At 59.2% G+C, this 24,774-nt stretch carries 25 protein-coding genes and 1 pseudogene; 4 read left to right on the plus strand and 22 right to left on the minus strand.

Features of this window, described 5'->3' with window-relative positions; genetic code table 11:
• Positions 1–40 precede the first annotated feature (40 nt).
• From CGERO_RS09440 to CGERO_RS09475, 9 genes and pseudogenes are all read right to left on the minus strand, one after another.
• Complete coding sequence (locus CGERO_RS09440) at positions 41–931, minus strand: NgoMIV family type II restriction endonuclease (RefSeq protein WP_123935370.1); 891 nt, start codon at positions 929–931, stop codon at positions 41–43.
• Entirely contained in the window at positions 928–1,950 is a 1,023-nt protein-coding gene (locus CGERO_RS09445; RefSeq protein WP_123935372.1) for a DNA cytosine methyltransferase, read from the minus strand. Before CGERO_RS09445 ends, CGERO_RS09440 begins: the two co-directional genes overlap by 4 nt.
• A gap of 204 nt (positions 1,951–2,154) precedes the next feature.
• Positions 2,155–2,718 (minus strand): VOC family protein, encoded by a 564-nt coding sequence (locus CGERO_RS10785; protein WP_245998822.1) that lies wholly within the window; start codon positions 2,716–2,718, stop codon positions 2,155–2,157.
• Positions 2,719–2,794: 76 nt separating this feature from the next.
• Positions 2,795–3,034: pseudogene (locus CGERO_RS10830) on the minus strand (VOC family protein); the annotation flags it as partial.
• A 23-nt stretch (positions 3,035–3,057) separates the two neighbouring features.
• Entirely contained in the window at positions 3,058–3,747 is a 690-nt protein-coding gene (locus tag CGERO_RS09455; RefSeq protein WP_123935374.1) for a demethylmenaquinone methyltransferase, read from the minus strand.
• 2 nt (positions 3,748–3,749) lie between these two features.
• Positions 3,750–4,838 carry a glycosyltransferase family 4 protein gene (locus CGERO_RS09460; RefSeq protein ID WP_123935377.1) on the minus strand — a complete coding sequence of 363 codons (1,089 nt, stop codon included), beginning with the start codon at positions 4,836–4,838 and terminating at the stop codon, positions 3,750–3,752.
• A 4-nt stretch (positions 4,839–4,842) separates the two neighbouring features.
• Positions 4,843–5,286: a DUF3592 domain-containing protein gene (locus CGERO_RS09465; protein WP_123936111.1), complete on the minus strand. Its 444-nt coding sequence runs from the start codon at positions 5,284–5,286 to the stop codon at positions 4,843–4,845.
• A gap of 50 nt (positions 5,287–5,336) precedes the next feature.
• Positions 5,337–6,950: a 2-succinyl-5-enolpyruvyl-6-hydroxy-3-cyclohexene-1-carboxylic-acid synthase gene (gene menD, locus CGERO_RS09470; RefSeq protein WP_123935379.1), complete on the minus strand. Its 1,614-nt coding sequence runs from the start codon at positions 6,948–6,950 to the stop codon at positions 5,337–5,339.
• A gap of 3 nt (positions 6,951–6,953) precedes the next feature.
• Positions 6,954–7,979, minus strand: a complete 1,026-nt coding sequence (locus CGERO_RS09475; protein WP_123935381.1) for an o-succinylbenzoate synthase — start codon at positions 7,977–7,979, stop codon at positions 6,954–6,956.
• Between the two features lie 89 nt (positions 7,980–8,068).
• Here CGERO_RS09475 and CGERO_RS09480 point away from each other — a divergent pair, with 89 nt between their 5' ends.
• Positions 8,069–9,037, plus strand: a complete 969-nt coding sequence (locus CGERO_RS09480) for a 1,4-dihydroxy-2-naphthoyl-CoA synthase (protein ID WP_123935383.1) — start codon at positions 8,069–8,071, stop codon at positions 9,035–9,037.
• 27 nt (positions 9,038–9,064) lie between these two features.
• Complete coding sequence (gene menE, locus CGERO_RS09485) at positions 9,065–10,225, plus strand: o-succinylbenzoate--CoA ligase (protein WP_123935385.1); 1,161 nt, start codon at positions 9,065–9,067, stop codon at positions 10,223–10,225.
• Here menE and CGERO_RS09490 read toward each other — a convergent pair.
• Positions 10,222–10,413, minus strand: a complete 192-nt coding sequence (locus CGERO_RS09490) for a hypothetical protein (RefSeq protein ID WP_123935387.1) — start codon at positions 10,411–10,413, stop codon at positions 10,222–10,224. The two genes, menE and CGERO_RS09490, sit on opposite strands and share 4 nt — an antisense overlap.
• 494 nt (positions 10,414–10,907) lie before the next feature.
• Here CGERO_RS09490 and CGERO_RS09495 point away from each other — a divergent pair, with 494 nt between their 5' ends.
• Complete coding sequence (locus tag CGERO_RS09495) at positions 10,908–11,798, plus strand: 1,4-dihydroxy-2-naphthoate polyprenyltransferase (protein ID WP_123935389.1); 891 nt, start codon at positions 10,908–10,910, stop codon at positions 11,796–11,798.
• On the opposite strand, the gene CGERO_RS09500 is transcribed toward CGERO_RS09495, so the two are convergent.
• Positions 11,795–12,106, minus strand: coding sequence for a DUF4229 domain-containing protein (locus CGERO_RS09500; protein WP_245998824.1), 312 nt, complete (start codon positions 12,104–12,106; stop codon positions 11,795–11,797). The two genes, CGERO_RS09495 and CGERO_RS09500, sit on opposite strands and share 4 nt — an antisense overlap.
• A gap of 82 nt (positions 12,107–12,188) precedes the next feature.
• On the opposite strand from CGERO_RS09500, the gene CGERO_RS09505 reads away from it, so the two are divergent.
• Positions 12,189–12,467, plus strand: coding sequence for a hypothetical protein (locus CGERO_RS09505; protein ID WP_123935393.1), 279 nt, complete (start codon positions 12,189–12,191; stop codon positions 12,465–12,467).
• Here CGERO_RS09505 and ccsB read toward each other — a convergent pair.
• From ccsB to CGERO_RS09560, 11 genes are all read right to left on the minus strand, one after another.
• Positions 12,464–13,348 (minus strand): c-type cytochrome biogenesis protein CcsB, encoded by an 885-nt coding sequence (ccsB, locus tag CGERO_RS09510; RefSeq protein WP_123935395.1) that lies wholly within the window; start codon positions 13,346–13,348, stop codon positions 12,464–12,466. The genes CGERO_RS09505 and ccsB overlap by 4 nt on opposite strands.
• Positions 13,349–13,449: 101 nt before the next feature.
• Entirely contained in the window at positions 13,450–14,994 is a 1,545-nt protein-coding gene (locus tag CGERO_RS09515; protein WP_164470300.1) for a cytochrome c biogenesis protein ResB, read from the minus strand.
• Between the two features lie 99 nt (positions 14,995–15,093).
• Positions 15,094–15,876: a cytochrome c biogenesis CcdA family protein gene (locus tag CGERO_RS09520; protein WP_123935397.1), complete on the minus strand. Its 783-nt coding sequence runs from the start codon at positions 15,874–15,876 to the stop codon at positions 15,094–15,096.
• A gap of 29 nt (positions 15,877–15,905) precedes the next feature.
• A complete protein-coding gene (locus tag CGERO_RS09525) occupies positions 15,906–16,502 on the minus strand; it encodes a TlpA family protein disulfide reductase (protein WP_123935398.1) in 597 nt (198 codons plus the stop codon).
• Between the two features lie 3 nt (positions 16,503–16,505).
• Positions 16,506–17,114: a histidine phosphatase family protein gene (locus CGERO_RS09530; protein ID WP_123935400.1), complete on the minus strand. Its 609-nt coding sequence runs from the start codon at positions 17,112–17,114 to the stop codon at positions 16,506–16,508.
• Complete coding sequence (gene hemL / locus CGERO_RS09535) at positions 17,115–18,428, minus strand: glutamate-1-semialdehyde 2,1-aminomutase (protein ID WP_377016943.1); 1,314 nt, start codon at positions 18,426–18,428, stop codon at positions 17,115–17,117. It abuts the gene before it with no gap.
• A 240-nt stretch (positions 18,429–18,668) separates the two neighbouring features.
• Positions 18,669–20,063 (minus strand): protoporphyrinogen oxidase, encoded by a 1,395-nt coding sequence (locus CGERO_RS09540; protein WP_123935404.1) that lies wholly within the window; start codon positions 20,061–20,063, stop codon positions 18,669–18,671.
• 60 nt (positions 20,064–20,123) lie between these two features.
• Positions 20,124–21,188, minus strand: a complete 1,065-nt coding sequence (gene hemE / locus CGERO_RS09545) for a uroporphyrinogen decarboxylase (protein ID WP_123935406.1) — start codon at positions 21,186–21,188, stop codon at positions 20,124–20,126.
• A 66-nt stretch (positions 21,189–21,254) separates the two neighbouring features.
• Positions 21,255–23,864, minus strand: a complete 2,610-nt coding sequence (locus CGERO_RS09550) for a heavy metal translocating P-type ATPase (RefSeq protein ID WP_123935408.1) — start codon at positions 23,862–23,864, stop codon at positions 21,255–21,257.
• Positions 23,851–24,243 carry a hypothetical protein gene (locus CGERO_RS09555; RefSeq protein ID WP_123935410.1) on the minus strand — a complete coding sequence of 131 codons (393 nt, stop codon included), beginning with the start codon at positions 24,241–24,243 and terminating at the stop codon, positions 23,851–23,853. Before CGERO_RS09555 ends, CGERO_RS09550 begins: the two co-directional genes overlap by 14 nt.
• Before the next feature lie 3 nt (positions 24,244–24,246).
• Entirely contained in the window at positions 24,247–24,771 is a 525-nt protein-coding gene (locus CGERO_RS09560) for a hypothetical protein (RefSeq protein WP_123935412.1), read from the minus strand.
• Positions 24,772–24,774: the final 3 nt, after the last annotated feature.

The raw sequence follows: 24,774 nt of genomic DNA on the forward strand, positions 1-24,774 counted from the left end.
ACTCACCACACTTGTACTCCGCCTGCTGGTTTGCTCGCGTTCAGACAGCCAGATCGAGAGGAAGATCTGCAATATCGCGGAGTCGATTTCCATCCACGAGTATGTGGAACAGCTCCTGTGCGTCCTCAGTCCCTACCTGCTCAATTGCTGTTCGCAATTCAGGAAGAAATGCGTGATAGACCATATCGATCTCTCCTGTACCGAGTGCCAGTGAGGCAATTCTGCTGAGACTCGGTTCTCCGGTGACTGCCACGATGTGAGGTGCACGCCCTTTTCTGTTCTTTAGTAGGTTGAGCGCTTCAGCTCGAGTGTTTTGCGCCCGGTCGCTGCGCATAGTCCACTTGCAGGAAACAACGGCATGGATAAATTTTGTCGGATCGCCCGCGAAGTTATCCGCCCGCAGCGGGGACAGTCTTCCTGCGAACTCATCGACAATGTATTGATCCGCATTAATTTCGACATCCGCCACTGCAGATCGCACAACGATTACGTCCGGGCTAATCACATAGGAATTGCCCAAAGCTGCTGCCAGGCTTGAATCCAGCGCGATTGCATCGGCTAGATCCGCAAGATGACGGTAGGGCTCATAGTCCGCAAAGTGATCATGGCGACGCCGATTTCCCAGGTTCATCACTTCCCAGGTGCCAGGCCTAACAGCCTGCAGAAGCGGAAAGGTGGCGGCAAGGAAATTGTTTGTTGCAAGCTCAAACTTTGTTCCAGCGGTTTGACCAGCAGATTTTGTGCCAACAGGCACCTCGAGTTGCTCGGCGATATGCAAAGCCACGTTCTTGGAGCTGGCTTGACTTTTGTCCGCGTTTGATGCGACTCGCCCCTGTGCGGTTTCCGCGATACTCAACGTTCCCGACTCAATTAAGAATCGGTGAAAATCGCGTCGCGCCCGCGTCAGAAGGGCAATTTCTGTTTGATTCATACCGCACAGCCTTCAAGGAGCAGGGACTGATGGGCGATAGGCTCCGCCGATCGAACGTCTTTTTCGAGCTGCTCGTGATTCAGCGCAGCAACGATAGACCTTCCAACCGCATACGCTACGGGCGGCGGGAAGGCATTTCCGACCTGACGCCATTGCGCTGTTTTGCCTCCAGTCCATTCCCAATCCTCAGGAAATCCTTGGATCACTCCGCCCATTTTTACCGTTAACCGTGGCATTTCTTCCTCAGGGTCGGTAGTAAAAGTGGGAGATGGTGGATAGTCCGCAATCGATGATCCTTTGACACCAAGATGAGCCCAGGCCGCTTTGGCACGAGTGGGGCCTACATCGGGACCTCCATGTTTTTTGGAGCCTCCAACAAGGGTTGGTGCAACTGCATTAGCTCCACGTGCCCAATCGGCGGCACCCGGCCATCCGTCTTCAGCCATCAGGTTTTCTAGAGCCTCACCGACTGTCACCTTTCGATCTAACGGCTTCGGCCAAGCAAAAAATGGCGCGTCCTCAGGCCTTAATGCCACCAAGATAAATCTTGGCCTCAGTTGAGGTACCCCAAAATCCGCTGCCTGGATAAGCTCCCAGAAGACCTCATACCCAAGCTCATTCAGTCGACGAATAATTTCAGCCCTGTAGGAATCGAAGCGCCTCTGGCCTAGCCCTTTCACGTTCTCTAAAAGCACAGCTCGAGGCTGTGCAATTTCGATCATCTCTAATGCTCGAGGAAAAAGGTCTCGGTCATCCTCTGCACCAAGCTGCTTGCCGGCTATCGAAAAAGGTGGGCACGGGACGCCACCGGCGAACAGGTCCATTCCCCTGTACGGCGCAATGTCAAACTCATTCACGTCCATATGCTGGACGTGCCATTCAGGCCGGTTAGCCCGAAGCGTCGCTACCGCATCGGCGTCAATTTCAACTGCTGCTAAATGTTCAAAGCCTGCACGCTCAAGCCCAAGAGCTTGGCCACCGGCTCCAGCGCAGATTTCAACACTTGTAAGATTCTTCATGGCTAACACCCTACCGCCCCACTTCCGAGTCCTTCGACACAATTAGAACACATGTTTGCACAAATGGGTTCGCATGACCCAATTGGCTCTTCAACACTGTTTCATGAGTGCCAACACTGGAATCGACCACGAAGAAACGAGCAGATTTGCGTATCGGACATCGGCTGAGGCGATAGCCTCATTGGTTGTGTTTTATCGCCCCGCCTAGAACTCCTCAATGATGATCTTGCCCATGCCCATGAGCTTTTCATAGGCATTGGGCTTGGTCATCAGCTCGCCCATATTGTCGGGCACAATTTCCCAGCTCACGCCGAATTCGTCGCGAAGCCAGCCGCAGCGCTCGGCCTCAGGCACGGCGCTGAGTCCGTCGAAGTATCGGTCAATTTCCCCTTGGCCGTGTGCATTCACCAGCAGCGCCACGCCGCCATCGAAGCTAAACGGCTGTTTGACCGCGGAGTCCATGGCGCCGATGGTTTCACCGAACAGCTCGAAAGTGGCAAACACCACCGAATCGGGTTCGATCACTCCATTGGCACCCTGGCCGATCTCGCCATAGGTCACCTTTTGGTTCACGCGGCCGTCGAAAAGCTTGGTATAGCGATCGATGGCTTCAGCGGCGCGATTCTGAGCCTGTCCACAGAACATGAGACTGGGGTAAATGGCGGGCAGCCCGGTGGGTTCGGTGTGGGTAAGCAACTGCCAACTCACGCCGAATTTGTCCTGCACCCAGGAGTAATGTTCGTTGAAGTCGTAGGAGGCAAGCGGCATGAGGGCGAAACCCCCATCGCAGATGGCGCTCGTACAACGCGGTGGTTGCTTCCGCGTTCGAGTTGCTCACCATCAACGAGATCGACGGGTTCGGGGTGAAGGTGTCGTCAGCGTTGATGAGCATGATGTGGAATCCGCGCAGCGAAAGCTCAATCATCAAAGTTTTGCCCGCCATGGGCTGCTGGAAATCGAGCAAGCCTTCTTCCGGGTAGCGCTGGCGCTCAACAACGTGGGCGTCCTCGAAGACGCCTACGTAGAACTCTGCCATCTCATCAGCATTGCCATTGCACCAAATATTCGGGACGACTCTTTGCATGACCCCGATGCTACTCGTGGGGCTTAGGCCGGCTTCAACGCAGAGTGCATCGCCACGATGCCGAAGGTGAGGTTTTGCCAGCCGCAATCGGCCCAGCCATTGGCATTGATCTCACGAGCCAAGGCCTCCTGCTCCGGCCAAGCTCGAATGGAATCCGCCAGGTATTCATAGGCATCGGGGTTGGAGGACACCAGCCGTGCCACCGGGGGCAGCAGGCGCATCAGATATTCCTTGTACACGGTGCCAAACACCGGCACCACAGGCTTGGAGAACTCCGCCACGGTCAATCGACCACCAGGCTTGGTTACGCGCGCCATTTCGCGCAGTCCGGCGCGAAAATCCTGGATATTGCGTAGGCCATAGGAGATGGTCACGGCGTCGAAGGTGGCGTCGGGAAACGGCAGCTTCATGCCGTCACCACAGACCTTGGGCACATCACGTTCTGCACCAGCAGCGAGCATGCCCTGGGAGAAATCGCAGGCAATAACGGTGGCGCCGGACTTCGCCAGCTCCTCGGTGGAGACGGCAGTGCCCGCTGCTAAATCCAAAACCAGCTCGCCGGGCCGCAGGTCGAGGCGCTCGCGAGTGCGTTTACGCCAATGACGATCCTGACCAAAGCTCAAGATGGTGTTGGTGAGGTCGTACTTCTTGCCCACCGCGTCGAACATTTTTGCAACGTCGCTGGGTTGCTTATCCAAGGATGCCTTTGCCACGATCAACCAGTGTAGCCAGCAAGCACCGACGAGTAGGTATTGAAGAGTTCCTCGCATAAGGCGTCCCAGGTTCTGCCTTCCACTTTGGCTCGCGCCGCCGTGGCCATCACCTGCCGCTGTGCAGCAATAGCCCTGACGGCTCCTGGGAGTTCGCGCTCAAAATGTTCCACATCGAGCAACACCCCTACTTCCGGGCTAATCAGATCGATGGGGCCTCCGGCGCGTGGCGCAATGGTGGGCACCGCACTTGCGTGAGCTTCTTGAATGGTTTGGCAAAACGTCTCGAACTCTCCGGTGTGCACAAACACGTCAAAATTGGCGAGTTCCCGGGCCAGCGCTTCCCCATACAGTGCACCGAGGAAGGTGGCATTGGGCATAGCTCTTTCGAGCCTCGCGCGCTCGGGGCCATCACCGACGATCACCAGCTCTACATCGGGTTGTCCGTCGAGCACCGCCAGACGGTGCACACTCTTTTCGGCCGCCAAGCGGCCCACGTATCCCACTCGAATCCGCTGATCGTCATGAGGACGGGTGCGCTTACTCGGGTGGAACAAGGTAACGTCTACTCCCCTGCCCCACAGTTTAAGGTCGCGCACGTTGGCGTCGACAAGCGCCTGCTGAGCAACTGAACTAGGCGCGAGGGTGAGGCTGCAGGCGTTGTGCAGGGTGCCGATCCAACGCCAAGCGGCGCGGTACAGCCAGCTCAGGCGATAGCGAAGAGAAAAGCCCGCGATATCCGTTTGGAACACCGCCACGCTGGGCACCTTCAGCCTGCGCGAGGCCCACGCACCGATCACGCCGAGAACGAAGGGACTTGCCAGGTGCACCACGTCGGGGCGAAACGCGCGGAGCTGCCTCATCAACAACGGATTGGGGAACCCCACTGGCAAGGAGTTGATGCGAGGCACACGGATTTCGGGCACTCGTATCACCTGAATGCCGCGAAACGCGGTGACGTCACCACGTTTGCCGGGCGCAATAATAAAGCATTCGTGGCCGTGGCGCTGGGCATATTCTGCTATGCGGATCACCGAGTTGCTGACGCCATTGACGTAAGGAAGAAACGACTCGGCGATGATCGCCACGCGCATGGGATTACCTCTTCAGCGGCTTTCGGATGCTCGGTGGTTGCGGCCGCCGCCGCGCAGGCCAACGGCTCACCAGTAACCATAACCCTGCTGCTATCGCGCTCGCGACCGCTAGGCAACTCAGTGCCGGAATGAACGCGAGCGTCCAGCGACGCCCTTCGACCTTCACCAAGTCATAGTTGTCTTTGGCGTAGGTGACCCACACTCGCTGCCCTTCGCCGAGCCCGCTGGGATACAACAGGCCGGCCTTGGGGGAATGCAGGCGCCCATCATCGCCTTGGTATTCCACGGACGTGCGAATCGTCCCCACGTTCACCACGGTTGCGAGGGCTCGCCCAGGATTTTGGTTGATCGTGCGGTCATTGAGCGCGGGCCCCAGGACCATCGCCACGCACCCCAGCACTGCGAAGATGTACAGCACTAACACGAATTGGTGGGCACGGCGGCGCACGGCTGCTTCTGAGCCCGAGGTTGTGGGCGTGGGGGTGCGTTGATCGGGGCTCACATAGCCACCTTCTTCGCGAGCGACTGGTGCAGTTCGCGCCTGGTACTGCGGATGGTGGTGGCCTCAATGATGCGGAATCCGGCGTGGTCGGTGGCATCGATGAGTGCTTCGATGAGCGTCTGCAGAGAATCCACCCGCACGTGCTCCACGCCGTAGGCCTGGCAAAGCGCCTCGATATCCACATTGTGCGGTGTGCCGAAGGCGCGTTCAAAGTTCGCCCGATAGGCATCTTGCCCGGATTCGAGCGTTTCAAAAATGCCGCAGCCATCGTCGTTGGCCACCACGATGCTCAAGTTTTCCGGCAATGGGTTTTCACCGATGAGCAGCCCGCCCACGTCATGCAGAAAGGTTACGTCGCCCATGAGCGCGACGGTTCTTGGCGGGCGTAAATCCTCCGGATGTGCCTGCTGAATGGCAGTGGCCACGCCGATGGCTTGGGAAACGGTTCCGTCGATTCCTGCAGCTCCCCTGGCGGCCACGGTATCCACTCCTGCAAAGGGCAGTCCAACAAAGGATGCGTCGCGCACCGGGTTCGAGGCGCCGAGGACCAAGGTGTCGCCCGTACCCAAGGTGTCTGCGACGGCTGCTGCAACGTGCAATCCGGTGAACCCGTGATCTTCTGCCAAGGTGTCGCGCACTGCCTGTGCACCCAATTCTGCTGCCGCTTTGGCAATGTTGAGCCATTCTTTTCGCGGCTGCCCAGTGGTCTTGACCCTCGACGCCACGGCTTTGGCACGCTTGGCAGGATCAGTGATGGTTGCCGTTTGGCTCAGCACAATGAGCTCGATCTCTGGATCTTCCAGCAGCGCCATCACTCCACGGTGCAAGGTGGGGTGTCCAACCACAATGACCTGCTCAGGCTTGGTATTGACGACATAGCCTTCGGCTGAAACTTGTTGCTTTCCAAACACGCCAGCCGCCAGCGGATGCACCGGGTAGTACGGGGCGGGCGCGGTGGGTTCCGCAATAGTTGGCACGTCTTCGAGCCCCTCCACCTCCCACGCCTCGTCACCAGCGATCACCAGCGTCGGCCTGGAAAGATCGATGCTAACCTCGCCATGATCTTGCTTTTCGACGCCCCCCGCACGCACCAAATCCGCTACCTCGGGCGCGGGCGCACGAAGTTCCTCGCTGAGCAGCGGCGTATCCAATTCCACATTGAGGTGCGCTGCGTGGTGCTTGAGAGCCTCAGCAACGTGGGCTATATCAGCCTCACCGGCTATGCGGTGTGTTGGTGCCACATGGAAGATGCCTGCCTGCTCGATGGTCTGATTGGCTCCGGTGCCGTGCAGTCGCTCTGGACGATCCGCGGAGATCATCAGCAGTGGCGTGTGGGAATGCGCTGCCTCCACCATCGCCGGGGTGCAATTGGCCACCGCCGTCCCGGATGTGGTGATGATGGCAACGTGCCGTTTTTGCACCCTCGCCATGCCTAGCGCCAAGAAGGAGGCGCTGCGCTCATCAATGCGCGTGTGCACACGGAGATCCGCGCGTTCCAGAACGGCCAGGGAGAGAGCAGAGTTGCGCGAACCGGGGCAGAGCACCACGTCTGTGATGTGGCGGGCAAGTTCTGCTGCGAGTGCGCGGGCGAGCTCAGGCGAGGAAGTCATGGCTTAGCAGTCTAGTGCTTTCTCCGGCAGGTACTCCCACGCCCGCTTGAGGCGATCAAACCAGGCGTCCCTGCGCGCCGCCGGGGCTTTGAGCGCCTCCAGGCGGTCTTGCTCGGGCACGAGCATGTCAGCTTTCAAGCGGCCATCGATGAGCTCGCGCGGCGCGGTGACGTCTTCGAGGAACAGCCGCTGGGTGCCTAACCCCGCGGCGGCTGGGGGTACATCGAATTCCTCATCGTCGCTGTGCCGCGGCAAGGCCGCCACCGCTGCTAGACCCGCATTGATGCCCACGCCAGTGTCCAGTGCGCTGGCGACGGTGATGTCGAGCCCCTGTGCGCGCATATACGCGGCCAGATCCAGCACCTTGCGAACCCCTCCAATGGGGGCTGGTTTCACCACGGCGACGTCTGCTGCCTTGGCACGTACCACTTCATAGGGGTCATCGGCGCGACGGATCGACTCATCTGCCGCCACGCGCAGGAATATGCCGCTACGCACTAGGCGGTGGCGTAACTCAGCGAGCTCAGCCACCGTGGCGCAAGGCTGCTCCATATAGTCCAGCGGGCCGAGCGCCTTGGCGGCCTCGAGGGCCTCATCCACGCGCCAACCTCGGTTGGCGTCTACACGGATCTTCGCCAAGGGCCATACTTCGCGGACGGCTTGCACGCGCGCGATATCGTCGAAAAGCTCCTGGCTAGGCTCAGCTACCTTGACCTTCACCGTGGTGCAGCCCTCAAAGCGGGCGAGGATTTCAGGGACTTGCTCTGGGCTCACGGCGGGGATGGTGGCATTGATGTCTACCCACTCGCGCTCAAAAGGCGGCGGGCCTTGGAATGCCATCTCAAGGCCGCTGGCCAACCAATGCGCGGCTTCATGCGGTGCGTAATCCTCAAATGGGCAGAACTCACCCCAGCCTTGAGGGCCTTCGATGAGCAGCGCCTCGCGGGTGGTAATGCCGCGGAATTTGACGCGCATGGGGAGGGCCACAACGTGGCTGCGTTCCAACACGTCTTTCAAAGCAATCGCCATAGTGTGAAGTCTAAACACCGACCCACGAGCGCGGCATTCAGGCGTGCAAGAGCGCACCGCCCGGCACCCACCGACTACATTTGCTAGGTATGAGCGAAGCGCAACAAGACCCCAAGCAACAGCCCCACTACTCCACCGAAAACCCCTTTGACCCCCAACAGTGGAAGGTGGTGGAAGGCTTCGAGGAATTCAGCGACATCACCTACCACCGCCACGTCGGCGAGGGGCGCGAGAACGGCATCGTCCGCATCGCCTTTGACCGGCCAGAGGTGCGCAACGCGTTTCGCCCGCACACCGTGGATGAGCTTTACCGTGCACTCGACCACGCTAGATGCACCCCGGACGTAGGCGCGGTGCTGCTCACCGGCAATGGCCCGAGCGAAAAGGACGGCGGCTGGGCATTTTGTTCCGGCGGTGACCAGCGCATTCGCGGACGTTCCGGCTACCGCTACGCCTCAGGCGAAACTGCGGAAACTGTAGACGCAGCCCGTGAGAAGGCCGAGGGCGGGCGCCTACATATTCTTGAGGTGCAGCGCCTGATCCGCACCATGCCCAAAGTAGTGATCGCCGTGGTCAATGGTTGGGCAGCCGGTGGTGGACACTCGCTCCATGTGGTGTGTGACATGACCATCGCATCGCGCCAGGAGGCTCGCTTTAAGCAGACCGATGCAGACGTAGGATCCTTCGATGCCGGCTATGGTTCCGCTTATTTGGCCAAGATGGTGGGCCAGAAGTTTGCCCGTGAGATCTTCTTCCTGGGTCGCACCTACGATGCGGAAACGATGCAGCGCATGGGCGCGGTGAATATTGTCGCGGACCACGGCGAGTTGGAGCAGGAGGCTATTCATGCTGCTCGCGAAATCTGCGGCAAGTCCCCCACGGCGCAGCGCATGCTGAAGTTCGCCTTCAACCTCACCGATGACGGACTGATGGGCCAACAAGTCTTTGCTGGTGAGGCCACGCGCCTTGCCTACATGACGGATGAGGCTGTGGAAGGACGCGACAGCTTCCTAGAAAAGCGCGACCCCGATTGGTCCGCGTTCCCCTACTACTATTAGGCCGCCTCACCCGGCCGGACCCCCGCGATGCATACCCTCGAAACTTTTCACATCACCCGCGAGCTCTTCCCCGACTCCGGGCTGCGCTTTGAGCAATCACATGCCACCGAGCAGATACTGAACACGCTTGAGCAATCTATTGCAGGAAAGCGCACGCTACTACCGGTATCTGCCGAAAATGAAACTGTATTGCGCACTTCCCAACGAGCGGGCGATGAAATCGATCCCAGCATCGCATTGGTGGTGGCCACCTCGGGTTCCACGGGCACACCTAAGGGCGCGATGCTCACCCCAGCGAACCTGGTCAGCTCCGCGGATGCCACCCATCAGTTCTTAGGCGGCGAGGGCCAGTGGCTGCTCGCGATGCCACCGAATCACATCGCTGGCCTGCAGGTATTGCTGCGATCGATGATCGCGGGCTTCACCCCAGAAGTCATCGACGTGCGCCACGGCTTCAACATCCACATCTTCGCCGAGGCCGCCGGCAACTTGGAAGGCCGCCGCTACACCTCGCTCACCCCCATGCAATTGCTCAAGGCCATGGACACGATCGAAGGCATCGACGCCCTGCGCAGCTTCAACGCCATCTTGGTTGGTGGGGCTCCTTTGCTTTTCGACGACCAACGAGCCGCCCAAGAACTGGGGATCACAGTGGTGAGCACCTACGGTTCCTCTGAAACCTCCGGCGGCTGCGTGTATAACGGCAAGCCGATCCCCGGCGCGAAGGTGCGCCTGCAGGGTGAGCGCATTGTGTTGGGCGGCCCGATGGTAGCTGCTGGGTATCGGAATCTGCCTGGCCACGAGGCTTTTGCGCAGCCTGGTTGGTTTGCCAGCAGCGATACGGGCGTGGTAGAAAACGGTGTGCTGCGCGTGACTGGGCGCATGGACACGATCATCGATTCTGGTGGCCTGAAAATTCACCCCGAGGTATTGGAGCAGCGCCTGGCGAATGTGCCCGGCGTGCGCGCGGTGTGCATCGTCGGTGTGCCGGATCGCCGCCTTGGCCAGGCGATTGCTTGTGCCTACGAGGGCGATGCCACACCCGAAAATCTGATTGAGGCCCTCGATGATCTCCCCCGCTGGCAGTTGCCAAGGCAGATCCGCCAGCTTGAAGCCCTGCCACTGATCGGAGTGGGCAAGGTGGACCGCCAAACGGTGCAAGGACTATTTGCCTCGCAGGCTCATTAACGCCGCTTTGTGCTGACCTTGGTGATGCCGTACCCCACTGCGGCGATCACCAACACCAGCAGGCTGATGCCTTGCCAGGTGAGTATCCATTGGGGTGTGTTGTAGACGAATTCATCGAATTCATGCCTGCGGTAATGGATGCCGGAAACCACCGTCGCGATCGCCAGCGATACCGCGGAAACGATCATGATCCACAAGAGTTGCGTCGTGTTTGATCACTTCGTTTGTGTACTGGGTTCCTTTGCTGCACCAACTAGCTGGAGGGGTTTGGTTTCTACGTCGAACTGAACACAACGTATGAATACTTTCCTGGGTCTCTCAGACGTCTTGCCAGAACCCCTGGCTCCAGTTACTAATGCGATGCGTTCATGAGTGCCCGGTCCATTTTGTAGCGTGTCCGCGAAGTCTTTAAGGAGCACGCTGCGGCCGGCAATGTGAGCGGGAGTCGCTCCAAAAGCTGACCTTCAATGGGTTCGACAGACGACGCTTGTCCCCGGTCATCATTTACTCCTTTTCGTGTTAGTAACTTCCAAGGAATCCTTATGTAGAGTTATGAACTTTGTTTGAGCCTATGAACTTTATGTAACCCTGTGAACACCCGCCCTACGCCCCAGGCGCATGCCACCAACACCCCGTTTCTTCCATTCGCCCCAAACCTGGCCAGCGTGGAACAATGTGCCACATGAGTTCTTCTGCGCAACGCACCGCAACCCCCGCTGATTGGCTGGAGGGCGCACGCCCTCACACCTGGGCAAACGCATTCGCCCCGGTGCTGGCGGGTTCTGGTGCGGCTGCATACGCGGGCCACTTCAACCTCGGCCGCGCCCTACTGGCGATGGTGGTGGCATGGGCGCTGATCGTGGGAGTGAATTACGCCAATGACTACTCCGACGGCATCCGCGGCACCGACGATGATCGCTCCGGCCCATTACGTCTCACCGGCTCTGGCATCGCCAAGCCCGAGCACGTCAAATTCGCCGCGTTCGGCGCCTTCGGCCTGGCAGGCATCGCGGGTATCTGGCTATCGCTACTCTCAGCCCCCTGGCTGATCTTGCTCGGCATCCTCTGCGTCGCGGGTGCCTGGTTCTACACCGGCGGCAAGAACCCCTACGGCTACCGCGGCTTCGGTGAGATCGCCGTATTCATCTTCTTCGGCCTCGTCGCCGTTCTCGGCACTGAGTACACACAGTCGGGCAGCCTCTCACTAGTTGGCTTCGGTCTTGCAGTGTCGATCGGCGCGATGTCCAGCGCCGTAAACCTCACGAACAATCTGCGCGACATCCCCACCGATCGCGAAGCCGGGAAGATCACCCTGGCAGTCAAGCTTGGCGACGCCACCACGCGCAAACTCTACCTCGCCTTGCTGGGTCTACCGTTTTTCGTTTCGCTACTGTTAGCCGCTGCTCACCCTTGGGCGGCGGCCGGTATATTGGCGCTCCCCTTCGCTATCGCCGCATCCAAGCCGGTGCGCCAGCAGGCGCAGGGCAAAGCACTGATCCCGGTGTTGGGTTTCACTGGGCGCGCCATGCTGGTGTGGTCTATTGCCACAAGTTTGGCATTGGCGCTGGTTTAGCGCTTTGAAAGTTCTTCACGTAGCCACGCCTTGTGCGCCTTACGCTGCGCGTCCCATTCGGCGACTGCCTGGGTGGCGCGCACGCGCAGTCCTTTAAAAACGAAAACAGACAGGGGCATGGCAACAATCAACGCCAAAGTTGCAGAAATCAGCAGCGGCACGGGCGCCCCGAAGAGCACTGCCAAGAGCTGGATCACAATGGTGAGCACGACAAAGAGTCCGAGGCGCGCCAAACCGTATAGCAGTACCGACTTTCGGGCTTCGCGCTTGAGTTGGGGATCGGGGCTTTGGGGTTCTTGCTCATTCACAAGCAAGTAGCCTACTCACCCGGGCGTTGCGCAGGTAGTCTGGTAGCCAATTCACCACAACTTTTATCAAGGAGTTTTCCCGATGGGACGGTTGATCCTGCTCATTTTGCTCATCGCAGCTATCTGGCTGGTGTGGCGCGCATTCGGGCCGTCATCGTGGAAGCAGCAAGCTCAGCACGCCCCGGAAATCAAGGGGCCCGATGATGATCCGAACTTCCTTTGGGAATTAGAAAAGCAGCGTTTTAAGCGCGAGAGGGATCGGATCAAGCGGGAGGAGGAACTGAAACGCCAACGCGAACGCCGGGATCAAGGAAAAGGTGGTTTGGGTCCACAAGGCCCCGGCGGTGCCGCGGAGAATTAATTCAGTCCTGCATAAGAGTGCAAGCCCGAGGTGACCAGGTTGATGAAGAAGAGATTAAAGGTCATCGCGGCCAGCGCCACAATATTGATCCATGCGGCCTTGGTGTTTTGCCAACCCGAGGTTGCCCGCGCGTGGAGGTAGGCAGCGTACAGGAACCAGGTAATGAGGGAAAAGGTCTCCTTCGGGTCCCAGTTCCAGGGGCGACCCCAGGCGCTCTCAGCCCAGATCGCACCAAGGATGATGCCGAGGCCGAAGACGGGCACGGTGATAATTGCGGTGCGGTATGCCACCAAATCCAGGCGTTTTGCCCCCGGCAGCGGCTTGGCGAGCTTGCCAAAAAAGCCCTTTTCTTTACCTTCGGGCTGCCAACGCCGAAGCAGGTAGAGCAAGGAGGCCACTCCGGAGATCAAACCGATAGAAGCCCCGGACGCGACCACGGATACGTGGATGGGCAACCAGGCCGATTGCAAAGCAGGCACCACTGGGGCGGCGTCTGCGTAGAGGTTCTTTCCGCCGAGGAAAAGCAAAGACAGCACGGGTACGAGCACCCATGGCCACAACGGCTTGAACTCGCGGCGCTGCATGAAAATCGCCGCCACCACCATGGCAAAGAGGGTAATCATGGCGATGTATTCGTAAAGGTTGCCGAAGGGGAATCGGTGAGTAGCAAGGCCGCGTGTCACCACAGACACCAGGTGCACGATGATGCCCAGCCACACCAGTGATTGCGTCATGCCGATGAATTTTTGTGCGCCTTCTGGCTTCTCACCAGCGGCTTTTACGTAGAACACCACGGAGAGGATCATTGCCAACAGGTAAATCACAAACGCTGTACCAAACGCCATATCGGAAAGCGACGCAAGGCTGGAGTTGATGGGCATGTCAGTTCATCCTTCGGATTAATCAGGCAGTATCGAACACACTACTCGCAGTGCTACGGAAGTTGGAACGTTGCGGAGGCTACGCTGCCCAAAGCGGGCAGTTATTCTTCATCCTCGGGTTCTGGAAGATTCAACAGTTGGCGGTGAATCTTTTGATATTCCTCACCCCAACCTGCACGGTCGGTACGCGAAAGGCCTGCTGTCTCGATTCGCGTGCCGCCAGCTTCGGGGTAGAGGCGCACCCAGATCCTGCGTCGCTTGATCATGAGCGAACCCACGAGCGACGCCAAGGAGATCAGTGCAAAGGCCAGCGTCCACACCTGCGTGGGGTTGTAGCTGATCTGGTAGTTGGCAAATTCCTTGGCACCGTCGAAGGTGATCTTGGTGCCATCATCGAGCGTGATCGACTCACCAACGGTGAGGTTCACGCGCTCCAGTTTTTGCAGCGCCCCTGAATGCATGAGCGATTGATCCAGTTCAAATAGGCTCTGCCCACGGCCAGTATCCAGGCCGTTATCGCCGCGGTAGACGTCGATCGCCACGGCCGGATCGGTCATTTCCGGGTAGGAGGAACTGAGCAGGTTCTTGTTTTCACCATTCCACTGAGCCGTTGGTGCGAACAGGCCCTGGATAGCGATCTGCTGTTGGCGGCGCTCAAACAGATCCGGGTAGAGCCCTGCTGGGGGATCAAAGCGCATCACGCCTGCAGAGAGGAAGAAGGTGGGATCCTGCGGCTGCCACTGCACGGTTTGGGTGCGCTTCTCACCATTGGGCCACTGGATAGTGAAGGTGGGAGCGTAGCCGTGGCCTTGCAGGTACACGCGGTCACCCTCAACGCGCAGCGGATGATTCACCTGCAGTTGATAATCCTTCCAGGTGGATGGATCGCTGAACACATCCTCACCGGTGGCGTAGGAGATATTCGAGGTAAACATCTTCGCCTGCCCGTTGGGCAGATAGTCTGCCGAGAAGTCGTGAACCTCGAAGCAATAGGGATGCAGCCCCGTGCCGTCGAAAAGCGGGCCGGCACGGAAGGAGTCGTAGTTGGCCGTCGCGGTATTGCAGAACTGCGTGTTTTGGCCTTTATCCTTGTCCGCAACGATGATCACTTGCCCCTCGTAGTGGTAGAAGTGGCCGATCGCCACGCTCACCAGGATGCCCACGAGCCCCAAGTGGAAGACGAGGTTGAAGAACTCGCGCAAATAGCCACGCTCAGCAGCAAAAGACCTAGCGCCGGCGCGGTCTTGCTCGGGTTGATAATCGGCCAAGTGCCAGCGTTTGAACGCGCTGTGGACCTCGGTTTCGACTTCGTCGATTGGCTTTTCGACGCTCCCCTCACCGTGCCAAGGCATCCTCGCCAGATTCTTCGGTGCACGCACGGGCGGAGTGCGCATGGCTTTAAAGTGTTCCCAGGAACGGGGAATGATGCAGCCGATCAGGGAGATGAACAGCAGCAGGAAGATGGCGTTGAACCATGTGGACTGGAAAACGTCGAAAAGCTGCAGGCGGTCGTAGATTTCCGCGATCTTGCCATTATTGGCGATGTATTCCTGCACCTTTTGCTCGTTGAGCTGGCGTTGCGGCAACAACGCACCGGGGATTGCGGCGATGGCAACCAAGAAGAGCAACGCCAAGGCTGTGCGCATCGACGTAAGCCAGCGCCACGCACGCTTCAACCACAAAGAGATTGTCCGCACTATGGACCTTTCACATATTCTGCGCACCCCGCGTCCGGGGCACTGCGATTACACAAGCGTAGTACCGAACTGCACGGTCCACTGTCTGATCCAGGTAATGAACTCGCCCCACAAGCCTGTGAGCAGGGCAAGGCCAACCAGGATCAAGGCGATGCCACCAATCATTTGGATGGTGCGCGAATGGCGGCGCAGGAAACCAACACCCTGCATGGCGCGTGCCGAACCCAGGGCGACCACGATGAATGGAACACCGAGCCCCAAGCAGTAGGCGACGATCAAGATGACGCCACGCAGGGCCGTCATACCTTCCGTACCTGCAGAGATCGAGATGATCGACGCGAGCGTAGGACCAAGGCACGGTGTCCAGCCAAGGGCGAAGACGCCGCCGAGTAGCGGGGCGCCAATCCATGTGCTCCAGCGCTTTGGGGAGAATCTCCGTTCCTCCTGGAGCACCGGAATCCATCCGAGGAACACCACGCCCATGAGGATGGTGACCACACCACCGACGCGCATCAAGGTTTCGGCGTTGAGTGTGAGCGCACCGATCGCTCCGAAGATAGTGGCCGTGGCCAGCACGAACACCACAGTGAAACCGGCTACGAACAGCAGAGCTGCCCCGGCGACTTTCCAGCGACCTTGCTTGGCCACTTGTGGGCCTTCCTTGCCCAGCTCCACCTCTGTGCCCACCACGCCCGCAAGGTAGGACATGTAGCCGGGCACCAGCGGAATCACGCAAGGGCTGGCAAAAGACACCAGGCCGGCGAAGGCAGCGGCGAGCATGCCCAGCAGCAGTGGGCCTGTGGCCGCGAGATCTGCGAAGTAATTTCCCATAGTTGTATCAGTGTGATCAGGCCGCGGCCTTATTCCGCGTTGATCTTGTCAATCACCGGTTTGAGGTCATCAGCAGTGATCTCACGAAGGAACACTGCGGCAGGGCGATGCTGCTTATCCAAGACGATGGTGGTGGGCACCACTGCGGCTGGCACCCCACCGAGAGCAGCCGCCGTCTTAAATGGCGGATCGTAGATGCTGGGGTAGGTCAAACCATTGTCTCGCATGAAGTCCCGCGAGATTTCAGGGTTGAAGTCGCGCACGTTAATGCCTAAGACAGTGCCATTGTGCTTGAGCGCGTACTCGTGTACTTCCTGCAAGTCATCCGATTCACTGCGGCAAGGGGCGCACCACTGGCCCCAAGCATTCAGGACCATAATCTTGCCCTCGTAATCCGAGAGTTTGACGGTCTTGTCCGAAGCCACCACTGACGGGCCTTCGAAGTCGTGCACCGGGGAGCGTTCAGACGGCTCGTAGAAGATTTCCTGCTGGCCACCGGGTGAGTGGAATTGGAAGGAACCGCCGGTGGCAACCGCGTCCTTGCCTGCAGTGCCACCGCAGGCTCCTAGCAAAAGCGCGGTGCTGGCCAAGACTGCGGCGAGCACCTTGGTACGAGGCTTCGTCACCTTTTACAGCCCCTTTGCTGGTTCGCTATAGCGATAGTCGCACAAGCCCTGATCATCGAACACCAGGGAGGTCACACTGGCAAGGTTGCACTGGCGCATGGCTGGATTGTGCGCCAGCGGATTGCCCTGCATGTGGCGCTGGATGCACACAATCGGCAGTTGGTGGCTCACCATAATGGCCTCATGCCCGCGGGCTTCTTCCACCGCACGCTCGATGGCCTGAACCATGCGCTCCACGATCTCCGTATAGGGCTCGCCCCAGCTTGGGGTGAGCGGATTGCGCATCAAAGGCCAGCGCACTGGATTCCACAATTGGGATCGCACACCCTTGACGTGTAGGCCCTCAAATTGATTGCCGGCTTCCAACAGGCGCTCCTCGGTCTCGATCTCCAGGCCGAGCCCGCGACTGAAGGGTGCCGCAGTTTCCTGAGCGCGCTCCAATGGAGAGGCATAAAGCTTGACCACGTCGTGGCCTTCAAAAGCGTCGGCAGTACGCTGCGCTTGGCGGCGTCCACGCTCAGAGAGGTGGTAGTCGGGGATGCGTCCATAGAGGATGCGCTCGGGGTTATCGACCTCGCCGTGGCGCACGAGGTGCACGATGGTGTGTGGCACTTAGTGCTCCTTCTTTGCTGCAGCGGCCGCCTTGGCAGCGGGCTTGAGTGCGGCCTCGATGCGCTCGAAATCCTCATCAGTCAACGCGGCGGAGGTGAACCAAGTTTCAAACACACTCGGCGGCGCGTACACGCCGTGGTCGAGCAGGGTGTGGAAGAAAGCCGGGAAGCGGAAGGTGTCCGCATCCTTCATCTCTGCGAAGTTATTGCCCTGGCCTTCGGCAAAGCGGATGCTGAACATCGTGGCGGCGCGCTGCATGTGGTGGGCAACGCCTTCAGCCGAAAGCGCATCTGAGATCATGCCGGCGAGGCGATCAGCGTTGGCGCGCACCGTGTCGTACACATTCTCAGTGGCAAGCTCAAGCGAGGTCTTGCCTGCAGCCATGGCTACTGGGTTACCCGAAAGCGTCCCTGCCTGGTAGACGGGCCCTTCGGGTGCGAGGTAGCGCATGATCTCGGCGCGACCACCAAAGGCCGCGGCGGGCAGACCACCGGAGACGACCTTGCCAAAGGTGGTGAGGTCACCTGCCACGCCATCCACACCAAACCAGCCGGAGTAGGAGGTGCGGAAGCCCGTCATGACCTCATCGAGGATCAGCAGTGCGCCATTGGCGTGGGCTACTTCCTTGAGCTTGGCGTTGAACTCATTTTGGGGTGCAACGGTGCCCATGTTGCCTGCGGCTGCCTCGGTGATGATGCAGGCGATCTCGCCCTCATGCTCGGCAAAAGCCTGCTCAACAGCGGCAATGTCGTTGTAGGGCACCACAATGGTGTCAGCAGCCGAAGCGCCGGTCACACCGGGAGAATCCGGCAGAGCAAAGGTGGCCACGCCAGAACCAGCGGAAGCCAGTAGCGCATCTACGTGCCCGTGATAGCAGCCCTCAAATTTGATGATCTTGGCACGGCCTGTGAAGCCGCGCGCCAAACGCACAGCGGACATAGTGGCCTCAGTACCAGAATTGACCATGCGTACCTCCTCCACGGAAGTGCGATCCACGATCAACTTGGCCAGCTCAATTTCCGATTCGGTTGGCGCCCCGAAGGAAAGACCCTTCGCCGCCGCCTGCTGCACCGCCTCCACGATCGCGGGGTGCGCATTGCCCAGGAGCATCGGCCCCCAGGAATTCACCAGGTCAACGTATTCGTTACCGTCGACGTCGAAAAGCCTCGAGCCCTTCGCCGAAGCAATGAAGCGGGTCTGCCCACCCACGGAACCAAAGGCACGCACCGGCGAATTTACGCCACCGGGGGTGAGCACCTTTGCCTGCTCCATGAGTTCCGCAGAACGACGAGTGTTTTCGGAAGTAAGCGTCATGTCGCCCATTCTAAGCAGACGGGGGCAAACCGGGGTCAATCACGCCTTGCTTTTCGACGAGCTCGGGACGAATCGATGGAGCTCAGTCATTAAAATTGAGCAACATGCGATCTGAGCATTAGCTTGACGGATAACAAGACCCGCCAAGGCCAGTGTGCTCTTTATGAGCAGATCCTCAAACTTGCGGGTTTCTCGATGCCCGAGTTCGAACTGCAAGCATTGGATCCGGCTGACCTGAAATTAGGATCCCAGCACCCTCTCAGCAGCATCCTTCGCCGCAACGATCACATCCGGCACGCCAACGCCCTGGTCCCAAGCGCCAGTTGCCTCAATACCCGGCACCTTGGCCAAGGCATCACGCGCAGCAGCAACCGCGTCGAGGTGTTCTACATTGTAGACGGGCAAGCCGCCGAACCAGCGCTGCACAAAGATTTCGGAGAGCCCTGCGGCCCGCCCATCAAAGCCGGTGATGCGTTGCAGGTCATCGAGGGCAAGATCCACAAGCTCGTCTTCCTCCATGCGCGTGATCGCGTCGTCCCCATAGCGCCCGAAGGATGCACGAACCAGCGCACCGCCACGCTCACCCAGATGTGGCCACTTCTTGGATGAGAACGTAAACGCCTTGGCACGCACGTCCTTGGCATCGGTGGCAACCAAAATGCCGGAGTTATCGGGCAAGCCTTCCTCATCATCGAACTTCATACCAACCACCACTGAGCTTGCCAGCGGAATGCGCTTGAGCTGCTCAGCAGCAACCTGGGCATCCTCGCCGAGCCCCTTCAGCAGCACCGCAGCGGTAGGCGCTGGCACAGCCAACAGCACACGATCAAACACACCATCTGCGCCCTTGAGCTTGAAACCTTCCTTGGTGCGGCTGATCTGCGAGATAAACGCATCAATGTGAATATCAGCACCCGACTGCTCCGCCAGAGCCTCATATGCCTGGGCGTAGCCGCCCCGGAATGCACCGAATACTTTCGGCTTGTAACCACGGGCCACCGGGCGTGCCGCCATGATGCGCTTGACCGCGCCGCTCAGCGTCACCGGCTGCCCCTCGGCGAGCATCGCGTCGAAGGTGTTGGCGATCTGCGGCATTGTCGCACGCAAGCCAAGGTCATCGGAGGTGGAGGAATAGACACCGCCCTGCAGCGCCGACACCACGTGTTCGACTACGTCATCGCCGTATCGCTCGCGCACCAACGCACCAACAGAAACCTCCTTATCCAGCGCCCACGGAATCGGCTCGGCCTCGCCCTCGGCATCGATGCGGGCGCGGGATTCCTCGCTAACCAAGCCTTCGAGCCCCTCGGAGCTGCCCGGAATACCCATCACCGTCGCCATCGGCATAGCGTGCAGCTCACCATCCACGTACAACAGCGATGGCAAACCGGAGGGATCCACTATTTCCCCACCAAGATTTAGCTCTTCAAAGAACTCGGTGGCATCCTTACGAAACGCCAGGTACGCCTCCGCACCCATGTCCGTGGGGCCGGAATCGAAAGGCACAGTGAAGAGCTTGCCGCCGATGCGATCGGTTGCCTCAAACACCTCCACCTTCGCCTCGGGCTGCTGCTTGTGAATGCTATAAGCAGAGACCAACCCTGCCAAGCCTGCACCAATGATGGCGATGCGCATGAGTGTCGATTCCTTTCCTTGAATTTTCGGTGATATTGCAACGCGGGGGCGTTAAAAAGCTTAAAACTCGTGAATAATTTCGACGGCGCGGGTAATGGCTTCCGGGTCAGTATTCGGCAATACCCCGTGGCCGAGGTTGAAAATGTGACCGGTTGCAAGACCCTCGGCAATGGCACGGTCGGCCTCGCCACAGATGCGCTCAACCTCCGCGCGGATCACGGACTCGCCGGCGAAAAGGATGGCTGGATCCAGGTTGCCCTGCAGCACCTTCGCCCCACTGCGCTCGGCAATGCGCTTGGCAGCCACATCCATAGGCACGCGCCAATCCACACCCATGACCTCGGAACCAGCCTCGCTCATGCTCGCCAGCAGCTCACCGGTGGTCACGCCAAAGTGAATGCGCGGAATGCCCTCCATCTCCGCGAGAATCTGCTCGGAATAGGGCAAGACGAACTCGCGATAATCGCGGTCGCTCAAGAAACCAGCCCAGGAATCAAACAGTTGCATCGCCTGCACACCGGCTGCAACCTGAACCTTCAAAAATTGCACAATCGTTGGCACCAGGCGTTCCATAAGTTTGTGCCAGGTGGCGGGCTCCGCGTGCATCATCGCCTTGGTCTTCTCGTGGTTCTTGCTCGGCCCACCCTCAACCAGGTAGCTCGCCAGCGTAAACGGCGCGCCCGCAAAGCCAATGAGCGTCTGCTGCTGATTGAGTTCTTCGCGGATTATCCCAATACCCTCAGCTACCTCGGCCACATCCTTATCCAAGATGGGCAGCTTTTCGACGTCACTCGCGTTCTCAATCGCCTGCCCCATCACGGGGCCTCGCCCTGGCACGATTTCTACATCCACACCCGCGGCCTTGAGCGGCACCACAATGTCGGAGAACAAAATGGCGGCGTCCACGTCATGGCGGCGCACCGGCTGCAGCGTGATCTCGGCCAGCAGTTCAGGCATGAAACAACTATCGAGCATGCTGATGCCCTCGCGAACCTTGCGATACTCGGGCAACGATCGGCCCGCCTGACGCATGAACCACACGGGGCGACGCGTAGGGGTATAGCCTGCGGCAGCCGCAAGGATTGGGGCTTCGGGCGCTTGAGGGTTGGGCGCGGTATTAAGCATGTGCCTTATGCTACCTGGCGCGAGTCAAACTTTTGGTTGTCCCCCGCGGCATGGGCACTTCAGTGCTTAGAAAGTGCCAACGCGATTGGATCGCACTTCGATGATGAGCGTTGAGGCAAGCATCAAAACGGTGGCGATCATGGGGTGCAGCACACCTGCGATCGCCGCGAGCATGGCCAAGCAGTTATAGCTCCACGCGAAGGCGATATTGGAGTGCACCACCTTGTTGATCTTTCTAGCGAACCGGAACAGCCTAGGGATTGGTTGCACGCTGCCTTCGAGCATCACAACGTCCGCTTCGCTGCGTTCAATCGAAGAAGGAGTGTGAACATGGCCCATCGCCCCGATCTGAATGCCAACATTGGCAACGCGGAAACAACGGTGGACTGAATCGTCGCCGACCATCGCAATGGCAGCGCCGTGGGTGCGAACGGAACGAACAGTTTGTGCCTTGTTCGCTGGTTGAATCCCGGCAAGGACGTGAGATACTCCCAGGCTGTCGCCGTAACGCCGGGCCACCGGATAGGTGTCGCGGCTGAGCATCATCGTTTCAATGCCCATTTGCTCAAGGGCGTCCACGGCATCGGTGGCGTCGTCCTTCGGATCATCGTGGAGGGTAATCACGCCACGGTTCTTGCCCTTCCAACGCACCACTAATGGGGTGCCACCTGCGACTGCGGCCTGCGCTAGACGTCCATCGAGTTCGGAGAGGTTCTTGGGACGCCACAGCACGGCTTCTACCTGGCGCATCTCCTCTTCGCCGTCTGAGTTGTGCAGTGGGAGTTCCACCATTGCGTGGAAGTTACCGTCCTCGTCCACCTCGTAATGGGACACCTCTATCCAGTTGGGAATGGTAGTGGTGTGTTGGGCATCGCGGGCCTCGCGAGCAGCACGAACAATCGCGCGTGAGACAGGGTGATCACTTTCCAGCGCCAGTGCACCAGCAACTCGCAGCACTAAGTCTAGATCCTCGCCGCGCTCGGCAGTCACGGTTTCTACGTGCATCTCTTCGCCGGAGAGTGCGCCCACTCGGTTGAAAATCACGGTGTCTACTGCATCAAGATCCCGCAGTGTTGAACCGGCCCTAATCAAAATGCCCCGGCGCGCAGCACCTTCGATACCTTGGCGCATGGCGAGGGAAGCAGAGACAGCCAACGCCACCGGAGCCACGCCGCCAAGCACTGCGAGGGCAGTGGCAAATGCCTGCGTCAGGTTGCCGGTGATCAGCGCCCAGAGTGCGAAATCTGCCGCTGCGATCATCAGCGACACCGGCACCAAGGTCGAGGCTGTGCGGGTCGCGAGGTCGTCGGCAAGGTTTTGGTGCACATTGGTGTCTGCGACCCATCGATAGACCTCTGCCAGCCACGTGCGATGGCCGGTTCGCAGCACACGGATTTTGAGGTTGTGATCCCCATTGACGCTGCCCGCGAACACCTTGTCATTCACTGAAACATCCGCGGACTCGATGCCAAGGGCTTCCGGATGCACCCGGGAGGATCCTCCAACAACTACGCCATCGACGGGGATGAGGTCGCCGGGGGCGATCAAAATATCGTCGCCGACATTCAGCTTCTGCACCGGCACGCGGCGATGATCCACCTTGCCCGTTTTGCGGTTCCTTGTTGCAACGGTGACTTGGGTGTGCTGGTCGGGCCGGAGTTGGTCAAGCTCATCCAGCAAGTTATTCCGGGTGTGGCGGATCAAGAGCCTTCCCGCTAGGAGGATGCACGTCATTCCGCACGCGACATCGAAGAACAGCATGCCAGTTCTGGCTTGATCTGGGCTCAGCGATACCCAAGTCGGATCCGCTCTGTAGCCAATTTCGCCCACTTCACTGAAGAGCATCGCAGTGACGGACCAGATCCAGGCTAGGAGGATGGCGACGGAACTCGCGGAATCTAAGGCGGACATGCCGCGGCGGGCACCGCCGATGGTGGCGCGATGGAAAGGCCATGCACCCCAAGACACCACGGGGGCTGAGAGCGCCGCGAGCACCCACTGCCAATAATCGAATTGCAGCCATGGGTAGTAGCTCACCAGCAACACGGGAATGGAAAACGCCAGGGATACCAGCAGGCGCTTCTTGTGAATCAGTTCGCGGGCAGTAAACAGCACTTGGGTGGAGGCTTCTTTGCGTCGATGATCCGTTTGACGCTCTAGGAATCCCTGGCGCCTGGCCCGTTCGAACTTTTTTTCTTCTTCCTCAGCTTGCTCACGCGTGGCGTGTCGACGATGCCTACGCAGGGAGCGATGAAAACGCCCCTCCTCCACATCTGACCAGGCGACGCGCCTGCGCAGAGAGGAATCACTTAAGGATGCCTCTACGCCAAATCGTGAGAACACCTCAATGATGGTTTGGGGATCAATGGTGCTGGAAGCGCTCACCCAAGCCGTTGCCGATGGGTACACGATGCGTGCATCAACACCGTCGAGCTGCTCCAGCTCCTGCTCAATTTCGCCCACCATCGTCGCACTATTCAACCCGCTGAGTTCAAAGGCGAAGGAGGTTTTGCCGGCATGCACCAAAGCCGTGACATCTGCCTGGGGATTCCTACCGTTCCCGGTCGACACGCCGGCGCGTTCCGCGGCCTTTTTTGCCTGCTTGATCACCCAGTTTAACTGCTCGTTGGTGTCCTGGGGATCTTCTTGGCTTAGATGGTCTTCATAGTTCTTCATTCGCAACCGCCTGGGTTTGGTGCCTCGGTATAGCTCTTCGGAGAGTAATCACAGCAGCGCTGAGCAGCAATATCACCGCCACGTGAGTCAGCACTGGGGCACCGAGCGCCAATGCCAACAAGTTCAACGCGATCAATATTTGGGCAAGCAACGTAATTTTGGGGGCAACCTCTAAAAGCCGACCGCGAAATTGCCCGATCGCTGCCGCTAGCACCACCCCGCCAAGCACGTTGGCGAGGGCGACGAGGGTACGTTCTTCTCCGCCACGAAGCTGGACGCTCAGCAGGAGGAAACCGTCGATCACCAGCAACAGTGCCGCGACCACGAAGGTCCAATAGGCAAAGCGGACTCGCGGAGCTCGGACGTCGAATTTGTTCATCCGCTACTCCGAGGGAGTGGATTGGCTGTGCTCTGCGGATTCCTTCTTCGAGGCGTAAATGAGCCCCAGGCACGCAAAGACGCCCACGCCCATCTGGATGCACCCATCTACCGCGTAATACTGAACCGGAATCGCCCCCACCGGCTGGGCAAAAAAGAGCATGACTGCACGGATCACGAAGTAGATGCCGAAGTAGGTGAGCACCTTACGCGCGAGTTCCGCACGCTTGGATCCTTGGGAGAAACTGCGCACAAACCAAGCAAGGCACCCAACGATCAACAACGAGAACGCCGATATTCCTGCGAGGGCAAGCACCGCGGCGACGTCGATAAGCTCTGGGGAAAACTGCTGATTCGGGCTCATCGACGCCTTGATTTGGGCGCTGATGTCTTGGCGCGTTTGCATGCCGATGACAAAGTTCAACAGTTGATGCACCAGCTCCGCACACACCACCGCCCACCAGCAGCGAGTGGCATACAGTACGGATTCGGGCTTACTGGAGGCGTCTAGACTTGGTTTCTTTTCCATCTA

The organism is Corynebacterium gerontici, assembly GCF_003813985.1.
GTDB classification, from domain to species: domain Bacteria; phylum Actinomycetota; class Actinomycetes; order Mycobacteriales; family Mycobacteriaceae; genus Corynebacterium; species Corynebacterium gerontici.